Consider the following 19387-nt stretch of genomic DNA (forward strand, 5'->3'; position numbering starts at 1 on the left):
GGAAAAAATCCGTCACCGATCACCGGCGCTTGGCGACGACCTCCCACAGGCTGGTCCAGTTGTCCCGGCCGTGGCCCGCCGCGATCGCGCGGTCGTAGTGGGACTTGACGGCCTCGGGCAGGGCGAGGTCCACGCCCGCGTCCCGGCTGGCCTGCACGATGTGGTCCGCGGTCGCGCCCATCATGGTGGCCGTGCTCAGGTCGCCGGGGTAGGTACGCGCGCGGAGGTGCGCCACGGTCTCGTCCAGGTACGTCGCCCCCAGCCCCGCGGCCTCCTTCGCGAACGGCACCAGCCGCTCCGGCTCGGCGCCCTCGGCCTCCAGCAGCGCGAACGCCTGCAGGTAGGACGACAGCGAGGTGAGGAAGATCGTGAGCGCGGCCTGGTAGAACAGCTGCGCCAGGCCGTGGTCCTCCCCCAGGTACTCCGGCCGGCCGATGTGCCGCAGCACCGGCTCGTGCGCCTCGAAAACGTCGCGGGGCCCGCTGTAGAAGACGTAGGAGGCCTCCGCTCCGACGAGCGGCGCCGGGACCATGATCCCGCCGGCCACCAGGGTCGCACCGCGTTCGGCGAGCCACGCCGCCGCTTCCCGGGTGCGCTGCGGGGTGTCCGAGCTGAGGTTCACCACGACGCGTCCGGCCAGTGCCTCGCCGGCGTCGGCGAGCACGTCGTACATCGCCTGGTAGTCGGTGAGGCTGAGGATCACCAGCTCGGCCGCCTTCACCGCCTCGGCGGGGGTGGCGGCGAGACCGGCGCCGCGGGCGACGACGTCGTCGGCGCGGCTCTTCGTGCGGTTCCACACGGTGACTTCGGTGCCGTGGTCGAGCAGCACCCGCACCATGGCCTGTCCCATCGGGCCCAGGCCGATCAGGGTCGTGCTGGTCATGCGTTGTCGTCCTTCCTGAGGAGTTCGATGATTCCGGTGAGGTCCTCGTGGCCGTGGCCGTCGGCGGCCCGCTGCTGCATGAGCCGGCCGAGCGGCGCGAACAGTCCGGAGTGGACGCCCTGCTCGTCGGCGGTGCGGTGGAGGTTGTCGAAGCTGGCCGCCTGCATGCCGAGGTTGGAGACGACGCCGGTGGCGTAGTCGCCGCTGTCGAGCTGCTTCGCGGCGCCGTCGGCCCAGCCGCTCATGGCCTGCAGCCAGCGGGTCAGCAGTGGCGCGAAGTCGGTGGCGGGCACCCCGTCGGCGGTGACGAGCGCGAAGGCCTGCAGGGAGCCGGCGATCATCCCGTACATGCCGGTGAGCAGCGCGATGTCGGTCAGCGCGGCGCGGCCGACGGCCTCGCCGAGGAAGATGCTTTCGCCGAAGGTGTCCAGCGCGGGGCGGGCGCGGTCGAACGCGCCGGCCGATCCGCTGTAGAGCACGAACGCGGCCGGGGTGCCGATCATCGGCGGCACGGCCATGATGCCGCCGTCGAGGTAGTCGGCGCCCTGGCAGGCGGCCCACTCGGCGAACCGGCGCGCCTGGCCGGGCGTGCCGTTGGTGAGGTTGACGAGGGTGCGGCCGCGCAGGGACTCGGTGCCGAGCACCTCGCGGACGGAGTCGTAGTCGAGCAGGCACGCGACGACGATCTGGCTCGCGGCGACGGCCTCCGCGGGGCTGGCGGCCCGCGCGGCGCCCCGTTCGACGAGGGCGTCGGCCTTGGCCGCGGTCCGGTTCCACACGGTCACCGGGTGGCCCGCGGACAGCAGCGCTCCGGCGAGTGCGGTGCCCATGGCGCCGAGGCCGAGCACCGTGACGGATGGCTTGTCTGTGGTCATGTGATCACCGTGCCGGTGGCCTCGCACGGTTCACGCACGGTTTTCTGTCGGTGGTGCCCGCTACTGTCGCTTCCGTGAGGTTTTCAGTGCTGGGTCCGCTCGCCGTGCAGGCGGCCTCCGGCGCCGCGGTGGCGGTGCCGGAGGCCAAGGTGCGCGCGCTGCTGGCCGACCTGCTCGTGCACGAGGGCAGGCCGGTCTCGGTGGCGCGCCTGGCCGACGACCTGTGGGGCGAGCGGCTGCCGGGCAACCCGGCCAACACGTTGCAGACGAAGATCTCGCAGCTGCGCCGCACGCTGGAGCGGGCCGAGCCGGGCGCCCGCGAGCTGGTGGTGCGGCAGCCGCCGGGCTACGCGTTGCGGGTGCCGGAGGACGCCGTGGACGCCCGCCGGTTCCGGGCGCTGGTGGGGCGGGCCAAGGCGAGCCGGGATCCGGCGAGCACGGCCGCGTTGCTGCGGGAGGCGCTGGCGCTGTGGCGGGGGCCGGCGCTGGCGGATTTCGCGGAGGAACCGTTCGCGGCCGGGTACGCGCAGCGGCTGGAGGAGGAGCGGCTGGCGGCGGTCGAGGAGCTGGCCGAAGCGCGGCTGGCGCTCGGCGAGCACGCGGAGCTGGCGGGCGAGCTGGGTGATCTCGTGGCGGAGCACCCGCTGCGCGAGCGGTTGCGGGCGCTGCAAATGCGGGCGTTGTACCGGTCGGGGCGGCAGAGTGAGGCGCTCGCGTCCTACACGGATCTGCGCGAGCGGCTGGCCGACGAGCTGGGCCTGGAGCCGGGGCCGGAGCTGGGCGAGCTGCAGCAGGCGATCCTGCGGCAGGACCCGGCCCTGGACCCGCCGCCCGCGGCCGCGCGGTCGAACCTGCCGGTGCCGCTGACGGATCTGATCGGCCGGGAGACGGCGGTGCGGGAGGTCCGGCAGGTTCTGGAGCGGTCGCGGCTGGTGACGCTGACCGGTCCGGGCGGGGTCGGGAAGACCCGGCTGGCGCTGGAGATCGCGGCGGGGCTGACCGCGCCCGACGGGGTGTGGCTGGTGGAGCTCGCGGGGCTCGACGAGCACGGTCCGGCGCGGCCCGCCGAAGCCGTCGCCGCGGTGCTCGGGGTGCGGGACGACGCCGGTGATCTGACGGCGCGGCTGGCGGATGCGGTGCGGGGCCGGCGGCTGCTGCTGGTGCTGGACAACTGTGAGCACCTCGTCGAGCCCGTCGCCGCGCTGGCGGCCCGGCTGCTCGCCGCGGCGCCGGACCTGCGGATCCTCGCCACCAGCCGGGAACCGCTCGGCCTCACCGGCGAGACACTGTGGACGGTGCCGCCGCTGGGCATTCCCGCCGCGGGCCACGCCGATCCGGAGCGGCCGGCCGCGGAGGTGCTGCCGTCGGTGCGCGAGTTCAGCGCGGTGCGGCTGTTCGTCGCGCGGGCGGCGGCCACGGCGCCCGGGTTCGCGCTCACCGAAGGCAATGTGCACGCGGTCGCCGCGATCTGCCGCACCCTGGACGGGCTGCCACTGGCACTGGAGCTCGCGGCCACGCGCGTGCGGGCGCTGGGGGTGCACGAGCTGCTCGCGCGCCTGGGTGATCGGTTCCGGTTGCTCGCCACCGGGGCGCGGGGCGCGCCGGCCCGGCAGCGCACGCTGCGCGCGATGATCGACTGGAGCTGGGAGCTGCTGTCCACTTCGGAGCGCGGGGCGCTGCGGCGGCTCGCGGTGCACGCCGAGGGGTGCGGGCTGGAGGCCGCCGAGGAGGTGTGCGGGGACGAGCCGGGCACGGTGGTCGACGTGCTGGGGCGGCTGGTCGACCGGTCGCTGGTGGTGTCCGAGCACGGGGAGCTGGGCCCGCGGTACCGGCTGCTGGAGTCGGTGCGCGCGTACAGCCTGGAGCGGCTGATCGAGGCGGACGAGGCCGAGCCGGTCCGGTCGCGGCACGCGCGGTACTACGCGGCGCTCGCGGAACGGGCCGATCCGTTGCTGCGCGGCAGCGGTCAGTGCCACTGGCTGGAGAGGCTGGACGCGGAGGCCGCGAACCTGCGCGCGGCGCTCGACACGCTCGTCCGGCAGGGCGCTGCGGACGAGGCGTTGCGGCTGGTGACGAGCCTGGCGTGGTACTGGTTCCTGCGCGGGCGGCTGGGCGAGGCGCTGCGGTCGTTGCGGGCGGCGCTCGCGGTGCCGGGTGAGGTGGCGCCCGGCCGGCGGGCCGCCGCGCGGGCGTGGCTGGCGGGGCTCGAGGTGCTGGCCGGCGGGCGTGTCTACCCGGCGGTGGCCGAGGAGGCCGCGGGGATTCCCGACGTGGCGGTGCGGTCGCGGGCGCTGTGGTTCCTCGGGTACGTGCTGGGCACGGTCGCGGATCTGGCGGGGGCGTCGAAGCTGACCGGAGCGGCTCTCGACGGGTTCGCCGCGCTGGGTGACCGCTGGGGCACGGCGGCCGGGCTCGCCGAGTCGGCCAGCCAGCTGATCGCGCGCGGCGAGCTGGGCCGGGCGTCCGCGGCCGCGGCGGAGAGCGCCGCGATCTTCGCCGAGGTCGGTGACCGGTGGGGGCAGGTGCAGGCGTCGTTCGTGCTGGGCACGCTGGCGTCGTTCGAGGGCCGTTACGCCGACGCGGAGCGGTTGCACACCGAGAGCCTGGAGCGGGCCGAACAGCTGGGGCTGTGGCCGGAGGTGTCCTACCAGTTGTCGTGGCTGGGCCGCACCGCGCTGCTCGCCGGGGATTTCGCGGAGGCGCGGCGCCTGCACGAGCGGGCGCGGCGGGTGGCGGTGGAGAGCGGGTTCACGCCGGGCGAGATGTACGCGCGCACGGGTCTCGCGCTGGGGGCCCGCCGGGAGGGCGCGCTCGACGAGGCGGAGCGGCAGTTGCGGGTGCTGCTGGAGTGGCACGGGCTCGTCGAACACGAGCCGGGCAACACGCTGGTGTGCGACGAGCTCGGTTTCGTGGCCGAGCTGCGCGGCGACGCCGACGGCGCGTTCACCTGGCACCGGCGGGCGCTGGAGATCGCCCGGCGCGGCACGGACCCGCGGGCGGTCGCGCTGGCGCTGGAGGGCCTGGCCGGCGCGCACGCCCTGGCCGGGGATCACGCACTGGCCGCACGGCTGCTGGGCGCCGCCGACGTCTCCCGCCGCTCCGTCGGAGCCCCCCTGCCCCCCGCCGAACGCGGCGACGTGGACCGCATCGAACACGCGGCCCGCACAGCCCTCGGCGAGAAGACCTACACCACCGAACACGAGACCGGCGCCCGGCTGGAACTGGAGGAGCTGATCACGGAAACCCAACCCGCGTAAGGAACGCACCGCGACGGCGCGGAAGCCGAACACCGAGGGGCCCGTCAAGGCGCGGGGCCTTGCGGCGCGGCAGGGCCACCAGGCCCCGCCGGATGCGCACGCGCGCGGCAACCCACCGGATGTGCACGCCGCCGCAGCGCCACAAGGTCCCGCGGGCACGCGCACCGTGCCGCGTCGCGCGGCGCGCATCCGCGCCACGCCACAAAGCCCACGCGCGGCGTGCACTCGCCCAGCAGCGCCACAAAGCCCCATGCGGCGCGCGCACGCGCCCGTTGCGGCCCTCCATCGCCCTCGGTTCCTCAGCAGGTGCCGCGCCGGGTCACGCTCTGCGGCTCACCCTGGGGCCGTCCAGTCCCCAGGCGATGATCCGCTCCGGGGTGATCCGGATGGTCTCCCGCGAGAAGTACGGCACCGGCGGCTCCTGGCCGGTCAGCGCCGCCGCCGTGCCGCGCACCTCGATGCCCCGCGGCACCCACGGGTCCACGCTCGCCAGGTCGTCCACCACGAACGCGACCGTGCTGCCCCGCTGGATGTTGCGGAACTTCTTCGACGCCCCCAGCGCGTGCCCGCCGATGACGATCGTGCCGTCGTCGACGAAGAAGTTCACCGGGTTGTTCTGCACCTGCCCGCCGGGCGACACCGTGGCGAGCCGTCCGATGCGCTGCGTGGCGAGGTAATCCAGTTCTGCTCGTGTGAACACCGGCGCCATTCTGCGGGTTGACGCGCACGTCAAGGCAAGTCCGACAGCAACGACCGGACCGTCGCGGCCACGACGCCCGGCGCGTCGTCGGCGCTCAGCCGCCCGGCGCGGGTCTCCTCCGCCGCTCCGTTGAGGACGTAGTGCACGACGTTGACCAGCCACGTGATCGGCAGGTCGGTCCGGAACACGCCCTGCCGCTGCCCCCTTCGGATCAGGTCCTCGACCCGGTCGGCGGCTTCCCCGTGCAGCTCGCGGATCCGGGCCGCCGGCAGGAGCCCCTCGGCGGCCTGCAGCAGCTTCGTCGACTCGGCCACCAGCGCCCAGCTGGGGGCGATCAGCCGGGCCAGCGCGTCACGCGCGTCGCCGTCGAGGTCAACCGTGGACAGGACCTCCTCCCCGGCCCGCAGCGCGTCGGCGAGGGCGGCTTCGACCAGCGCCGCCCGGTTCGGGAAGTGCCCGTACAGCGTCATCCGGCCGACCCCGGCGGCCTTCACGATGTCGTCGATGCTCGCGTCCGGATCCCGGCCGAGGACCTCCCGGGCGGCGGTGACGATGCGGGCGATGCTGCGTTCGGCGTCGCCGCGCCGACGCGGTCGTGCGGAAGTGCTCACCACCACAGTCTAGCTCGTACTGGAATGTACGAGTTAGCATTCCGGTTGCAAGTCGTACTGAGTCGTACGAGTTAACTCGGAGTTGATCATGTCGGATTCCTTCGCGGCACCTGGCGGGCACCCGTTGCGGTGGCGCATCCTCGGCTTCCTCGGCGTCGCCCAGCTGATGCTGATCCTCGACGTCACCGTGGTGGCGATCGCGCTGCCGCACATCGAGACCGACCTGGGCATGAGCCGCGCGGCGATGACCTGGGTGGTCAGCGCGTACACGCTGACCTTCGGCGGCCTGATGCTGCTCGGCGGCCGCCTCGCCGACCTCGCCGGCGCCAAGCGGATCGCGCTCGCCGGCCTGCTGATCTTCACCCTGGCCTCGCTCACGACCGGGCTCGCCGAAAGCTCCGGCGTGCTGCTGGGCGGGCGGGTCGCGCAGGGTGTCGGCGCCGCGTTGTTGTCGCCGTCGGCGTTGTCGCTGGTCGTGACGTTGTTCGACGGTGACGAGCGGAACAAGGCGCTCGGTGTGTGGTCGGCGCTGGGCGGCGGGGGCGCGGCCCTCGGCGTGCTGCTGGGCGGGCTGCTCACCGCCGGGCCGGGCTGGCCGTGGGTGTTCTGGATCAACGTGCCGATCGGGCTCGTCATCGTCGCCGCCCTGGCGCGGATGCTGCCGCGTGGCGCGGCCGCGGCCCCGGGCGGGCGGCTGGACGTGCTGGGCGCGCTGCTCGTCACCGCCTCGTCCGGGGCGCTGGTGTACGCCTTGATCAACGCCGGTGACCAGGGCTGGCTGACGGCGACGACGGGCTGGCTGGTGCCGGCGGCCGCCGTCGGCTACGTGGTGTTCGCGGCGTGGCAGCGGCGGACGCGGGCGCCGCTGATGGACGTGCGGCTGCTGGCCCGTCGTCCGGTGGCGACCGGCACGTTCCTCATCCTCATGGCGACGGCGCTGACGGTCGCGGTGTTCTTCCTCGGCACCTTCTACTTCCAGCAGGAGCGCGGGTTCGGCGCGCTGGTGACCGGGTTGCTGTTCCTGCCGGTCGCGCTGCTGACGATGGCCGCGGCCAACCTCACCGGGCGGGTCATCGGCCGCTTCGGCGCGCGCCCGCTGGCCGTGGCCGTGTTGCTGGTCGCCGCGATCGGCCTGGCGATCCCGGCGCTGGTGATGAACGCCGCGGTCGTGGCGATCGGCATCGCGGTCGCGGGCGCCGGCACCGGGGTGCTGTTCGTGGTGGCGTCGGCGACGGCGCTGGGACAGGTCGCGCCGCACGAGGCCGGGATCGCGTCGGGCATCGTGAGCACGTTCCACGAGTTCGGCGCGTCACTGGGGGCGGCGGTGGTGTCGAGCGTCGCGGCGGCGAGCCTGGTCGGGGAAACGTTGACCGGGTTCCGCGGCGGGTTCGTCGTGTTCGCCGTGACCGCCGCGGTGGCCGCGATCGCCGCCGGGGTGCTGTCCCCGGGCAGGGCGGCCGTGCCGGTCTGACGGCGCCACCGTCCGCATGCGACTGTCCGAACCGCCGTGCGGGCATCGCGCGCACGCTTCACCATCTGGAAATTCCCTGCTGTGACCCACTTCGCGATGCGTCGAGGCGGGCGCCGGGCCGCTGCTAGTTTCGCCGGCGTGACAACGATGACGGCGGTGGTGCACGGGAACGCGGCGGGACTGGAAGGTGTGCGGGTGGCGGAGGTGCCCGCGCCGCGGCCGGGGCCGGGTGAGGTCGTGGTCGCTCTCCGCGCGGCTGGTCTCAACCACCGCGACCTGTTCCTCGTCGACGCCCGTGGTCCGGGTGACGCGCCGGTCGTGCTGGGTTCCGACGGCGCGGGCGTGGTCGTCGCGGCGGGGCCCGGGGCCGCGGTGGCTCCCGGCACCGAGGTCGTCGTCAACCCGTCGCTGGGCTGGGACGAGCCCGGTGACGTGCCGGAGGTCCCCGCCATCCTCGGGGTCCCCACCGACGGCACGTTCGCCGAGCAGGTCGTGGTGCCGGCGAAGAACGTGGCGCCCAAGCCGGCGCACCTCGGCTGGGCCGAGGCGGCCACCCTGCCGCTGGCGGCGCTGACGGCCTACCGCGCGCTCTTCACCCGCGGCGGTCTCCGCGCGGGCGAGCACGTGCTGCTGCCCGGCATCGGCAGCGGGGTGGCCACCTTCGCGCTGGCGATGGCCAAGGCCGCCGGCGCGACGGTCAGCGTGACCTCGCGCAGTCCGGGGAAGTGCCGCCGGGCACGGGAACTGGGAGCCGATCACGCGATCGGCAGCGCCGAGGACTGGCGTGCCGCGCTGGGGCCGGTGGATCTCGTCGTGGACAGCGTCGGCTCGGCCACGTTCGGCAAGTGCCTGTCGGTGCTGCGCCCGGGCGGGCGGCTGGTGTCGCTCGGGGCGACGACGGGCGCGGAGGTCGGTCTGTCGCTGCGCGAGATGTTCTTCCGCCAGATCAGCGTGCTGGGCACGTCGATGGGCAGCGCGCGGGAGTTCGACCGGATGCTCGCCCTGGTGACCGAACACCGGATCCGGCCGGTGGTCCACGGCACCTTCCCCCTGGACGACGGCCCACGCGCACTGGCCGGACTGGCGGCGGGTGACCAGTTCGGCAAGCTCGTGCTGACCGTGGACCCGTGAGGACGCTCCCTAACATTCCCCATCCTCCTGTGTAGGGTCCGGTTGTGGAAGAAAAGCTGTACTCGGTGGACCAGGTCGCCTCGATGCTCGGCCTGCACGTCCGGACCGTGCGCGGGTACGTCCGCGACGGGCGCCTGCACGCGGTCCGGATCGGCAAGCAGTACCGCATCGCGCAGAAGGACCTGGATGCCTTCACCGGCCGCACCGCGACCGCCGCGCCGCGCGAACCGGGCGCGCGGCACGTGGACGTGTCGAGCATCGTGGAGATCGACGCGATCAGCCCCGAGACGGCGAGCCGCCTGGCGACGCTGCTGATGGCCGCCACGGCCAACCGCAGCTCGGAGGACCAGCCGCTGCGCCTGGAAACCGCCTACGACGAGGAGCGGGCGCGGATGAAGGTCATCGTGCTGGGCGGGCTGGGCGACACGGCCGGGATCATGGAGAACATCGAGATGATCCTGGGACGCTGATCAGAACGGCTCGAACCCGAAGCGGCCGAGCGCGAGGAACGCCGCGATCGCCAGGTAGGTCAGGTTCAGCAGGGCGAACCTGGCGCCGCCCGCGTAGCGGAGGTGCGTGACCATCGCGCCGATCATCAGCGCGATCCAGCACACCGCGGTCACCAGCACCACCACCGGCGCGATCCCGGTCAGCGCGGGCAGGATCAGCCCGATCGCGGCGAGGATCTCCAGCACGCCGAGCGTCCGCACCAGACACCGCGACCGCTCCCCGTGTGACACGACGGGGTAGAACTGAGCGGTGGCAGGTGACGGATTCGAGACGGTGGTCGGCGCGCTGGACTACCCGATGTTCGTCGTGACGACGACCGACGGGCGGCGGCACGCCGGGTGCCTCGTCGGGTTCGCCGCGCAGTGCAGCATCGACCCGCCGCGGTTCATGGTGTGGCTGTCGAAGAACAACCACACCTTCGAAGTCGCCGCCCGCGCCGCCACGCTCGTCGTGCACCGGCTCGACGCTTCGGCCCACGAACTGGCCGAGCTGTTCGGCAGCCACACCGGGTTCGACACCGACAAGTTCGCGCGCTGCGCCTGGCATCCCGGCCCGGGCGGCGCCCCGGTGCTCGACGACTGCGCCGGCTGGTTCGCGGGCGACATCCTGTCCCGGCACGACACCGGCGACCACGTCGGCCTGCTGCTGCGCCCGGTCGCCGCCACCACCGCCACCGGTCTCGGCCCGCAGCTCGGGTTCCAGGCGGTGCGCGGCCTCTCCCCCGGAAACGAGGCCTAGGAACCTGTCGAACCGCGGCGCCGCCGTCCGACGTGGTGGTGAGACACCCGAACGGAAGGACGGTCCCATGGCGACCACCCGGCTCTACATGTCCATGTCGCTCGACGGCTACATCCCCGGCCCCGACGACCGGCCCGGCCAGGAGCTGGGGCGCGGCGGCGGGCGGTTGTTCGACTGGCTGGACCACCGCGACTCCCCCGGGCCCGACGGCCAGGTGTTCGGCGAGGCCCTGGCCACCGGGGCCGTGATCGCCGGGCGGCGCACGTTCGAGCTCGCCGGGCGGTGGCAGGGCGACCACCACGACGGCGTGCCGATCCACGTCCTCACCCACCACGTCGACCCCGGCGACGAGCCGCCCGGCAGCGCCCGGTTCTACACCGACGTGGCCGAGTGCGCCGCCGACGCCCGGGCCGCGGCGGGCGACGGCGCGATCCTGGTGCACGGCGCGGGCGCGGCGCAGGCGCTGCTCGCCGCCGGGGAGCTGGACGAGATGGAGATCCACCTCGTCCCGGTCCTGCTCGGCGCGGGCCGCCGGCTGTTCGGCACGCGCGAGGACGCCCCGGTCGAGCTCGAACCGATCCGGCGGCTGGACGGCCACGGCGTGACACACCTGCGGTACCGGGTGGCCGGATAGCGCACGGCCAGCGGGAACCGGCCGGTCTCGGGCCCGTCCCGATCACGGGTCTCGGCGATCGGTGCGGGGTCGTGTTAATCTTGCGCCGTGCAGCGCCTGACGTCCCAGCGACTCGTAACCCGGCGCGCCGGCTGAACCCAGGTCGCCGGCGCGCAGTTCGGCGATCGCTCTTCTTCTTCGGGACCTGGCCCGGATCCATCCGGTCTTTTCGATCTTCCTGGAGATCCGCCATGTCCGTCAGCACGTTCGACACCCCGGCCCCGCGTTCGGCTCTGCTCGTCCGGCGCCGGATCGCCACGTACTTCACCGGCGGGGCCCCGCAGGTCCCCGCCCTGATCGGCGCGCTGTCGCAGCAGGGCCGCCCGGTGCATGAACTGTCGGTCGACATCCGCGAGGGCGTCCGGGAGAGCAGCATGGTCTGCGCGGTCCTGCTGCCGGGCGAGGAGATCGACCACCTGCTGGCCCGCCTGCGGGAGCTGCCCGCGGTGGTTTCGGCCGAACTCGCCTGAGCCGGCCCCGCGTCCGGCTCCCCGCCAGGGCAACGCTTCTCGCCGAGCTACGAACGTCCCCTCGAACTCGCGCCGCGCTCGACGTCGCCGCCTAACGCAAGCCGGTGAGGTGCGCCCGCGCGGCGGGGCGGCCCGCGAACAGCAGCATGATCGCCCACGCCGGGCCGCTCACCTCGGGGCCCTCGCCCACCGCCCAGCCGCTGTCGGTCGTGCGGTAGCGGTGCCCGCCGAAACGGCGGCGGCGTGGAACATCCGCGGCTTGTCCCACAGCCGCTGCGCGGCGTGCGCGGCGGCTTCCGGCGGCACGGTGAGGTGCTTGCCCAACGGCAGCGCGATGTCCAGGCCGTGCACGAGGATGTCGAGCAGCACCTCGTGCACGCCGATGCTCGGCGGGGTCCGCCGGTACCCGGCGAGGGCGCGGATCTCCGTGGCGAGCCCGTCCGTGCCGGGGTAGGTGCACGCGGAGTCGCGGATCGCCCGGTTCATGTCGCCGCGCGCCCGGACCGCGGCGGCCAGCGCGTCCCGGAGGCTGGTCCGGTACTGGGTGGCCAGGTGGGCCGCGACGTCGCGCACCGTCCACCCCTCGCACAGCGACGGGCGGGCCCATTCGTCGCCGGTCAGCCCGTCCAGCAGGTCCGCGATCGCCACGCGCTGGGTGTCGACGGCCCGCCACAGGTCGGCGTCGTCCATGTCACTGAGTCGCGCGGTCCGGGCCGCGCGTTAACGCCGTGCGGTGATCGCCGGAGCTGCTACGATCAAGGTGGAGTGACTCGTGCGAAGGAGACCCGTCGTGGCAGGTGAAGACGACATCTCCGGGTGAGCCCCGGAGCTAGCTGGCCACCGGCGGATATTGCCGTCGTGGCCGTCTCGTCGTCCACCCGTTCCGCCACGCATTCCGAGGTTTCTCCGTCATGTCCGATGCTCGTATCGTCGTGTCCGGCCTGTCCTTCTCCTGGCCGGACGACACCCCCGTGTTCGACCGGTTGTCCGTCACCTTCCCGGACGGGCGCACCGGTCTGGTCGCGCCCAACGGCGCCGGGAAGTCCACCCTGCTCCGGCTCGTCGCCGGTGAGCTGCGGCCGTCGGCGGGCAGCGTGTCCGTGGACGGGCTGCTCGGCTACCTGCCCCAGGACCTGCCGCTGACCGGTGACCTCACCGTCGCCGAGGTGCTCGGCATCGCGCCGGTGCTGCGGGCGCTCGCCGCGGTCGAGGCCGGGGACGTCGCCGAGGAGCACTTCACCACGATCGGCACCGACTGGGACGTCGAGGAACGCACGCGCGTCCAACTGGACCGGCTCGGGCTCGGGCACGTCGCGCTCGACCGGCGGCTGGACACCCTGTCCGGCGGCCAGGTCGTGTCGCTCGGGCTCGCCGCCCAGCTGCTCAAGCGGCCCGACCTGCTGCTGCTCGACGAGCCCACCAACAACCTCGACCTGGACGCCCGCCGCCGCCTCCTCGCCGTGCTCGACGACTGGCCCGGCTGCCTGCTCGTGGTGAGCCACGACCGGGCGCTGCTCGACCGGATGGACCGCATCGCGGAGCTGGACGCCGGCGGGATCACCTTCCACGGCGGGAACTTCACCGAGTACGAGCAGGCCGTCCAGGCCGCGCGCGAGGTCGCCGAGAAGAACATCCGCAACGCCGAGCAGGAGGTCAAGCGGGAGAAGCGCGAGATGCAGCAGGCCCGGGAGCGGGCCGCGAAGCGGGCGAGCACCGCCCAGCGGAACGTCGCCAGCGCCGGGTTGCCGAAGATCGTCGCGGGGACGTTGAAGCGCAACGCGCAGGAGTCGGCGGGCAAGGCCGACGGCACGCACGCCGCGCGGGTCAACGCGGCGAAGGCGAAGCTGGACCAGGCGGAGCGGTCGCTGCGGGAGGACCAGAAGATCGTCCTGGAACTCCCCCGGACCGCGGTGCCCGCGGGGCGCACGCTGTTCCTCGGTGAGGGCCTGCGCAAGCGGGAGTTGTTCGGCGCGGGCGTGGACCTGGCGGTGCGCGGGCCGGAACGCATCGCGCTGACCGGGCCCAACGGGTCGGGCAAGTCGACGCTGCTGCGGCTGATCAGCGGTGATCTGGAGCCCGACCACGGGTCGATCCGGCGGGCCGGTGGGCGGGTCGCGTACCTGTCGCAGCGGCTGGACCTGCTCGACGACGACCGCACGGTGGCGGAGAACCTGGCCGCGGCCGAGCCCGGCATGCTCCCGGCCGATCGGATGAACCTGCTGGCGCGCTTCCTGTTCCGCGGCGCGCGGGTGCACCTGCCGGCGCGGGCCCTCTCCGGCGGCGAACGCCTGCGCGCGACGCTCGCGTGCGTCCTGTTCGCCGAGCCCGCGCCGCAGCTGCTGCTGCTGGACGAGCCGACGAACAACCTGGACCTGGTGAGCACCGGCCAGCTGGAGGCCGCGCTGAACGCCTACCGGGGCGCGTTCGTGGTCGTCAGCCACGACGAACGTTTCCTGGCCGGCATCGGCATCGAGCGCCGCCTGCACCTGGACGGGGGCCGGCTGCTGGAGGGCGCGTGAGCCGGTGACCGCGCCCCCGGGGGGTGCGGGTGGGCGCCCAGCCGGGTGGGTCCAGCCCCACTTCCGCGCCGATCCGGTACCGGCCCGGCGTTCCGCGGTGCACAGTGGACCCGTGCGAAACGTGGTGGTGGGATTCTGGCGAGCGGTGGTGGTCCTGGTCGTCAGCATGCTGGTCCCGGCCGTGTGGGCGGCCGCCGTGGCGCTGGCCCTGTGGTGGGACGGTCCGTGGACGTGGATACCGCCGGTGCTGTGGGCGGCCGTCGCGACGCTGCTGCTCGCCCGGCCGGTGTGCCGGATCTTCCGGTCGCTCGTGGCGAAGTGGACGGGCACCGTCATCCCCGCCGGCTACCGGGAGATGCCGCCGGTGGTGCGGTTGTCCACCGGCTTCTGGTGGAACGGCCACTCCTACGAGCGCACCGAGCGCGACGCCCGCCTGGACCAGCAGTGGCGGCTCCGGTGGCGGGATCCGGCGCGGTGGCGCGACCTGCGCTTCACCGCGATCGCCCCGGTGACCGCGGGCCTGGCGGCGGCCGTGCCGCCGGCCGGGATCGCCGCCGCGGTCCGGTGGTTCTCGGTGCCCGCGGTGGTTCTCGGGGTGGCGGTGGCCCTCGCCACCGCACCGTTCGCCTGGCGCGTCGCCGGACCGGTCGCCGTCCGCTTCCTGCGCCCCACCCCGGCGATGGCGCTCGCGGACCGGGTCGGCGAGCTGACCGCCCAGCGCGCGGACACCACGATCGCGCAGGCCGCGGAGATCCGCCGCATCGAACGGGACCTGCACGACGGCGCGCAGGCACGGCTGGTCGCGCTCGGGCTTTCGCTGGCCACCGCGGAGAAACTGATGGAGTCCGATCCGGACAGAGCTCGGGCGCTGCTGCGCGAAGCCCGCGCCGGGGCCGTGTCGTCCCTGGCCGAACTGCGCGACCTGGTCCGCGGCATCAGCCCGCCGGTGCTGACCGAGCGCGTCCTCGCCGACGCGGTGCGCGCGCTCACGCTGGACACGCCGCTCGACGTGACCGTCGAGGCCGACGAGCTGCGTCTGGACCCGCCGGTCGAGTCGGCGGTGTACTTCGGCATCGCCGAGCTGCTGACCAACGCGGTCAAGCACGGCCACGCGACCGGCGCGCACGTCCGCCTCGCCCACGACGGGGCCGGGCTGGTCGCCGAGGTCTCCGACGACGGCCGGGGCGGCGTGCGCGAGCCGGACGGCGGCGGTCTCGCCGGGCTGCGCCGCCGCCTCGCGGTGTTCGACGGGGCGCTGGCGATCACCAGCCCCGCGGGCGGTCCGACCACGGTGAGGATGATGGTGCCGTGCGAATCGTGGTAGCCGAGGACCTCTACCTGCTGCGGGACGGGCTGGTCCGCCTGCTCGAGGCCTACGGGCACGAGGTGGTGGCGACGGCGGCCACCGGACCGGAGACGCTCGACGCGCTGCTGAAGTGGCGGCCGGACGCCGCCGTCGTGGACGTCCGCATGCCGCCCACCCAGTCCGACGAGGGGCTCAAAGCCGCGCTCGCCGCGCGCCGGGAGGTGCCCGGGCTGCCGGTTCTGGTGCTCTCCCAGCACGTCGAGCAGCTCTACGCCCGCAAGCTGCTGGCCGGCCCGGACCGGCGGCTGGAGCGGCTCACCGAACGCGAGCACCCGGTGCTCGCCCTGATGGCCGAGGGGCTGTCCGACCAGGCCATCGCGCGGCGGCTGTTCCTTTACCTGAACCGGATCTGAACCGGGGTGTCACATCCGCGCGCCGGGCGGTGTCTGCATGCCGAGCGACCCGAGGAGGAACCGTGACCGACCCGTTCGTCACCCATCGCAGCCTGCTGTTCACCGTGGCCTACGAGATGCTCGGCTCCGCGGCCGACGCCGAGGACGTGGTGCAGGAGACCTGGCTGCGCTGGGCCGAGGTGGACCAGGCGGAGGTGCGGGACCCGCGGGCGTACCTGGTGCGGGTGGTGACGCGGCAGGCGCTGAACCGGCTGCGGTCGGTGTCCCGGCGGCGCGAGGACTACATCGGCGAATGGCTGCCCGAACCGCTGCTGACCACCCCGGACGTGGCCGAGGACGTGGAGCTGGCGGAGAACGTGTCGATCGCGATGCTCACCGTGCTGGAGACGCTCGGCCCGGCCGAGCGGGCGGCGTTCGTGCTGCACGACGTGTTCGACCTGTCCTACGCGGAGGTCGCCGAGGCGGTCGGGAAGAGCACCGCGGCGGTGCGGCAGATCGCGCACCGCGCCCGGGAGCACGTCGCCGCGCGGCGGCCGCGGATGCAGGTGGACCGGGCGCAGCAGCAGGCGGCCGTGGACCGCTTCCTGGCCGCCGTGTCCAACGGTGACGTGCGCGCTCTGGTGGACGTGCTGGCCCCGGACGTGGTGGTGATCTCCGACGGCGGTGGCGTGGTGCCGGCGGCGCGCAAGCCGGTCATCGGCGCCGAGCGGGTCGCGACGCTGCTCGCCCACGCCGCCGAGCGCACCGGGTTCACCGCGAGCGCCACCTGGGTCAACGGGATGCCGGGCGTCCGGCTCGACGTCGAGGGCTCGGCCGCCGCGCTGAGCCTGGTGGTCGAAAACGGCCGGATCACCCGCATCTACGGGATCAACAACCCGCACAAGCTGGGCTGGCTGGACAAGGTGGCCGAACTGCGCCGGTGATCGTCCGATGTGGACTCGTGATTCCTGGTCCGGCGCCGGACCAGGAGTCACGACACGGCCACCCCTCCAGCGCCGGTCAGGGCAGCAGCACCGTCTTGCCGGCGAGTTTCCCGGCGGCGGCCTCCTCGTGGACCGCGGCCAGTTCGTGCAGCGGGCGGCGGTCGGCGACGTGGATGCGCAGCCGTCCGGCGTCGACCTCCCGCACCAGGTGGCGCAGCTGCCCGGCGTCGCTGCGGACGAAGACGCGGGCGGCTCGCACCCCGCGGGACTCGTCCGGCTCCGGCGGCGTCGCGCTGCTCACCACGATGCCGCCCTCGCGCACCAGCGCGGTCAGCTCCGGCGGGGTCGCCGGCGCCAGGTTCACCACCACGTCGACCGGTTCGCGCACCGCGTCCCAGTCACCGTGGCCGACGACCCGCGCCGCGCCGTAGGACCGCAGCCGCTCGGCATGGGCTTCGCGGGCCGTGGCGACGACCGTCGCCCCGGCCTGGGCGGCCAGCTGCACCGCGTACCCGCCGACGGCGCCGCCCGCGCCGTTGACCAGCACGCGCTGCCCGTCCCGCACCTCGCCCAGCTCGAACAGGGCCTGCCAGGCGGTGAGCCCCACCACCGGGAGGGCCGCGGCGTCGGCCGCGGGGACGGACTCCGGCGCGGCGGTGAGCACCTCGGCCGGGGCGAGGACGTACTCGGCGGCCGCGCCGCCGTCGATGATCGGCAGGAACCCGATCACCGGGTCGCCGGCCCGGAAGCCGGTCACGCCGTCCCCGGTCTCCGCGACGGTGCCGGACACGTCCACGCCGGAGATGTGGGGCAGGCGCACCGGGAAGACCTCCCGCAGCACACCGGCGCGGATCAGGGCGTCGACGCCGTTGAAGCTGGTGCCCGCGACCCGCACCAGGACCTGGCCCGGCCCGGGCGCCGGGCGCTCGGCCTCCTCGGGACGCAGGACTTCGGCTCCGCCGTACTCGTGGTACCGCACTGCTCGCATGATCTCTCCTCGATTTTTGCTCCGAATTCGAAGCATATGTAGACCGTAGCACGCTTCGAAGTCGAAGCAAGTAGAATCCGGATGTGAGCCACGACGCACTGGACGCCGAGCAGCTGGACGCCTACTTCGCGCTGATGGAGGTCAGCAGCCTCCTGCAGCACGCGGTGGAACAGCAGTTGCGTGCCGCCGGGCCGCTCAGCTGGGTGCAGTTCCAGATCCTCGCCCGGCTCGCGAACTCCCCCGGCGGCGGCCAGCGGATGACGGACCTGGCCGACGGGGTGGTCTACAGCCGCAGCGGCCTGACCTACCAGGCGGGGCTGCTGGACAAGGCCGGGCTGGTCACGCGCCGCCCGTCCGAGGACGACGAGCGCAGCGTGACGGTGACGATCACCGACGCCGGCCGGGACATGGTGGCGCGCGTCCTGCCCGGGCACGTCGAGGTGGTGCGGACGATGCTGTTCGAGGGGCTGTCGCGGCGCGACCTCACCACCCTGAGCGGCATCCTGAGCGGGGTGCGCGAGCGGATGCGCGCGGCACCGCCGCGCTCGGCGACCTCACGCCGCAAGCCGAAGGCCTGACCAGCCCGCGGGAAGGCGCGCCAGCCGCGGGTGGTCACCGGCGGCGAGACGCCCGCACCGATCACCGGCCCGGCCAGTTCGCGGGAAGGCGCGCCAGCCGCACCCGCTGCGGGTGATCGCCCACCGGAACCGAGGTGATCTTCCGCCCGGTCGCGAAGTCGATCGCGGTCACCTGGTCCGTCCCGCTCTCCGAGATCACGCACGCGGCGCCGTCCCCGCTGACCGTGGCCCAGTACGGCTTGCTCGCCGTCACCAGCGGGCCCTCCCGCAGCGTCGCGCGGTCGACGATCGTCGCGTAGTCGTCCATCGTGCCGGCCACGCAGAGCTTCGTGCCCGCGGGGTTCATCGACAGGCCGTGGTGGCGCGAGTCGTTGACGAAGGTCGTGCGGTCGTCGCTCGTCGCCGGGTTCTCCGGCAGCGTCTTCATGCGCGTGATCCGGTCACCGCGCACGTCGTACTCGAAGAACCCGTTGAAGAACGAAACCTGGAAGTACAAAGTGGACTCGTCCGGGCTGAACGCGACCGGCCGCACCGCGTCCGAGTGGTCGGCACGGCCGAACGCGTCCAGCCGCGGCCGCATGTCGATGATCCGCACCTGCCGGAAGGTCGCGGCGTCGACCACGGTGATGCGGCGGTCGCCCTTCAGCGGGTCGAGGATCGGCGCGTCGAGGTCGTTGTTGACCTCCCCGATGGACATGTTCCACAGGTACCGCCCGTCCGCCGAGAACACGTTTTCGTGCGGCTTGTCCCCGGTGGCGAACGACCCGAGTTCGGCGCCGGTGCGGATGTCGAGCACGTGCACCCGGTTGCTGGTGGACGCCGACACCGCCACGCGCAGCCCGTCCGGCGAGACCGCCATGTGGTCGGCCCGGAAACCGGAGACGGGGAAGCGCCAGTTGATCGCCCCGGTGCCGGCGTCGATCGAGACGACGTCGGCGAAACTGGGGCGGGACACCACGATCGCCGAGCCGTCGGGCGTGGCGTACATGTCGTCGGCGAACTGGTCGTGCCCCTCCCCGACGGTGTGCCGGATGCCCAGGAAGAACGCGAGCCGGACCGGGTCGAGGTGGATCTCGCGGAGCCGCTCGTCCCGGTCCGGGATGACGTCGATGCGGCCGATGCGGTGGAAGTCCCCGGTGGCGGCGAGGACGTCGGCCGTGCCCTCCCAGTTGTTGCCGACGAGCAGGACCTCCCGCAGCGCGGGCGCCGCGGTCGCGGCCGGCGGCCCGGTGAGGAGACCGGCCAGCAGGACGGCGCCGAGCAGGAAGGCGGGAGCGCGCATGGTCTTCCTCCGTGGGAAGCGGCTACCTACTGGAGAGTAGCCATCCCCGGCGTGCGGCT

The 19387-nt window shown here is 73.9% G+C and carries 19 protein-coding genes and 1 pseudogene; 12 read left to right on the forward strand and 8 right to left on the reverse strand.

All coding sequences use genetic code 11. The features are described from left to right. Nucleotides 1–19 precede the first annotated feature (19 nt). Nucleotides 20–883: an NAD(P)-dependent oxidoreductase gene (locus D0D28_RS02165; RefSeq protein WP_116109523.1), complete on the reverse strand. Its 864-nt coding sequence runs from the start codon at nucleotides 881–883 to the stop codon at nucleotides 20–22. Beyond that, nucleotides 880–1758, reverse strand: a complete 879-nt coding sequence (locus tag D0D28_RS02170; RefSeq protein WP_094005075.1) for an NAD(P)-dependent oxidoreductase — start codon at nucleotides 1756–1758, stop codon at nucleotides 880–882. Before D0D28_RS02170 ends, D0D28_RS02165 begins: the two co-directional genes overlap by 4 nt. Before the next feature lie 74 nt (nucleotides 1759–1832). On the opposite strand from D0D28_RS02170, the gene D0D28_RS02175 reads away from it, so the two are divergent. Beyond that, the gene (locus D0D28_RS02175; protein WP_116109524.1) at nucleotides 1833–5015 is read left to right on the forward strand and encodes a BTAD domain-containing putative transcriptional regulator; all 3183 of its coding nucleotides are present in this window, start codon (nucleotides 1833–1835) and stop codon (nucleotides 5013–5015) included. Between the two features lie 319 nt (nucleotides 5016–5334). Here D0D28_RS02175 and D0D28_RS02180 read toward each other — a convergent pair whose 3' ends face one another. Beyond that, nucleotides 5335–5724 carry a PPOX class F420-dependent oxidoreductase gene (locus D0D28_RS02180; protein ID WP_369806794.1) on the reverse strand — a complete coding sequence of 130 codons (390 nt, stop codon included), beginning with the start codon at nucleotides 5722–5724 and terminating at the stop codon, nucleotides 5335–5337. A gap of 20 nt (nucleotides 5725–5744) precedes the next feature. Then, on the reverse strand, nucleotides 5745–6326 hold the full coding sequence (locus D0D28_RS02185) for a TetR/AcrR family transcriptional regulator (RefSeq protein WP_240323047.1): 582 nt from the start codon (nucleotides 6324–6326) through the stop codon (nucleotides 5745–5747). Nucleotides 6327–6414: 88 nt separating this feature from the next. Here D0D28_RS02185 and D0D28_RS02190 point away from each other — a divergent pair, with 88 nt between their 5' ends. From D0D28_RS02190 to D0D28_RS02200, 3 genes are all read left to right on the forward strand, one after another. After that, on the forward strand, nucleotides 6415–7797 hold the full coding sequence (locus D0D28_RS02190) for an MFS transporter (protein WP_240323048.1): 1383 nt from the start codon (nucleotides 6415–6417) through the stop codon (nucleotides 7795–7797). Between the two features lie 147 nt (nucleotides 7798–7944). After that, nucleotides 7945–8928 carry a zinc-binding dehydrogenase gene (locus tag D0D28_RS02195; protein ID WP_116109526.1) on the forward strand — a complete coding sequence of 328 codons (984 nt, stop codon included), beginning with the start codon at nucleotides 7945–7947 and terminating at the stop codon, nucleotides 8926–8928. Nucleotides 8929–8972: 44 nt separating this feature from the next. Further along, entirely contained in the window at nucleotides 8973–9398 is a 426-nt protein-coding gene (locus D0D28_RS02200) for a helix-turn-helix domain-containing protein (protein WP_094005079.1), read from the forward strand. On the opposite strand, the gene D0D28_RS02205 is transcribed toward D0D28_RS02200, so the two are convergent. Next, the gene (locus D0D28_RS02205) at nucleotides 9399–9638 is read right to left on the reverse strand and encodes a DoxX family protein (protein WP_240323049.1); all 240 of its coding nucleotides are present in this window, start codon (nucleotides 9636–9638) and stop codon (nucleotides 9399–9401) included. Between the two features lie 49 nt (nucleotides 9639–9687). On the opposite strand from D0D28_RS02205, the gene D0D28_RS02210 reads away from it, so the two are divergent. The 3 genes from D0D28_RS02210 to D0D28_RS02220 all read left to right on the forward strand — a co-directional run bounded on the left by D0D28_RS02210 (nucleotide 9688) and on the right by D0D28_RS02220 (nucleotide 11319). After that, nucleotides 9688–10176 carry a flavin reductase family protein gene (locus tag D0D28_RS02210; RefSeq protein WP_198958197.1) on the forward strand — a complete coding sequence of 163 codons (489 nt, stop codon included), beginning with the start codon at nucleotides 9688–9690 and terminating at the stop codon, nucleotides 10174–10176. A 67-nt stretch (nucleotides 10177–10243) separates the two neighbouring features. Further along, complete coding sequence (locus D0D28_RS02215) at nucleotides 10244–10810, forward strand: dihydrofolate reductase family protein (RefSeq protein ID WP_116109528.1); 567 nt, start codon at nucleotides 10244–10246, stop codon at nucleotides 10808–10810. A 230-nt stretch (nucleotides 10811–11040) separates the two neighbouring features. Further along, nucleotides 11041–11319: a hypothetical protein gene (locus tag D0D28_RS02220; RefSeq protein ID WP_094005082.1), complete on the forward strand. Its 279-nt coding sequence runs from the start codon at nucleotides 11041–11043 to the stop codon at nucleotides 11317–11319. Nucleotides 11320–11487: 168 nt separating this feature from the next. Here D0D28_RS02220 and D0D28_RS02225 read toward each other — a convergent pair whose 3' ends face one another. Further along, entirely contained in the window at nucleotides 11488–12009 is a 522-nt protein-coding gene (locus D0D28_RS02225; protein WP_240323050.1) for a maleylpyruvate isomerase family mycothiol-dependent enzyme, read from the reverse strand. 221 nt (nucleotides 12010–12230) lie between these two features. On the opposite strand from D0D28_RS02225, the gene D0D28_RS02230 reads away from it, so the two are divergent. The 4 genes and pseudogenes from D0D28_RS02230 to D0D28_RS02245 all read left to right on the forward strand — a co-directional run bounded on the left by D0D28_RS02230 (nucleotide 12231) and on the right by D0D28_RS02245 (nucleotide 16480). Next, nucleotides 12231–13838: an ABC-F family ATP-binding cassette domain-containing protein gene (locus D0D28_RS02230; RefSeq protein WP_116109529.1), complete on the forward strand. Its 1608-nt coding sequence runs from the start codon at nucleotides 12231–12233 to the stop codon at nucleotides 13836–13838. A 112-nt stretch (nucleotides 13839–13950) separates the two neighbouring features. After that, entirely contained in the window at nucleotides 13951–15162 is a 1212-nt protein-coding gene (locus D0D28_RS02235; protein ID WP_240323051.1) for a sensor histidine kinase, read from the forward strand. Further along, nucleotides 15147–15539 (forward strand): annotated as a pseudogene (locus D0D28_RS02240) (response regulator); the annotation flags it as partial. The gene D0D28_RS02235 and the pseudogene D0D28_RS02240, both read left to right, overlap by 16 nt. 80 nt (nucleotides 15540–15619) lie before the next feature. Further along, nucleotides 15620–16480 (forward strand): RNA polymerase sigma-70 factor, encoded by an 861-nt coding sequence (locus D0D28_RS02245; RefSeq protein WP_116109531.1) that lies wholly within the window; start codon nucleotides 15620–15622, stop codon nucleotides 16478–16480. 76 nt (nucleotides 16481–16556) lie between these two features. Here D0D28_RS02245 and D0D28_RS02250 read toward each other — a convergent pair whose 3' ends face one another. After that, nucleotides 16557–17468, reverse strand: a complete 912-nt coding sequence (locus D0D28_RS02250) for an NADP-dependent oxidoreductase (RefSeq protein WP_205413169.1) — start codon at nucleotides 17466–17468, stop codon at nucleotides 16557–16559. A gap of 83 nt (nucleotides 17469–17551) precedes the next feature. Between D0D28_RS02250 and D0D28_RS02255 the strand changes: the two genes are divergently transcribed. Beyond that, a complete protein-coding gene (locus D0D28_RS02255) occupies nucleotides 17552–18046 on the forward strand; it encodes a MarR family winged helix-turn-helix transcriptional regulator (RefSeq protein WP_425266772.1) in 495 nt (164 codons plus the stop codon). A 61-nt stretch (nucleotides 18047–18107) separates the two neighbouring features. Here the strand turns inward: D0D28_RS02255 and D0D28_RS02260 are convergent, their stop codons facing one another. Beyond that, nucleotides 18108–19328, reverse strand: a complete 1221-nt coding sequence (locus tag D0D28_RS02260) for a YncE family protein (RefSeq protein WP_094005088.1) — start codon at nucleotides 19326–19328, stop codon at nucleotides 18108–18110. Between the last annotated feature and the right edge of the window lie 59 nt (nucleotides 19329–19387).

It is taken from the genome of Amycolatopsis ruanii (assembly GCF_003385175.1).
Taxonomy (GTDB): Bacteria; Actinomycetota; Actinomycetes; order Mycobacteriales; family Pseudonocardiaceae; genus Amycolatopsis_E; species Amycolatopsis_E thermalba.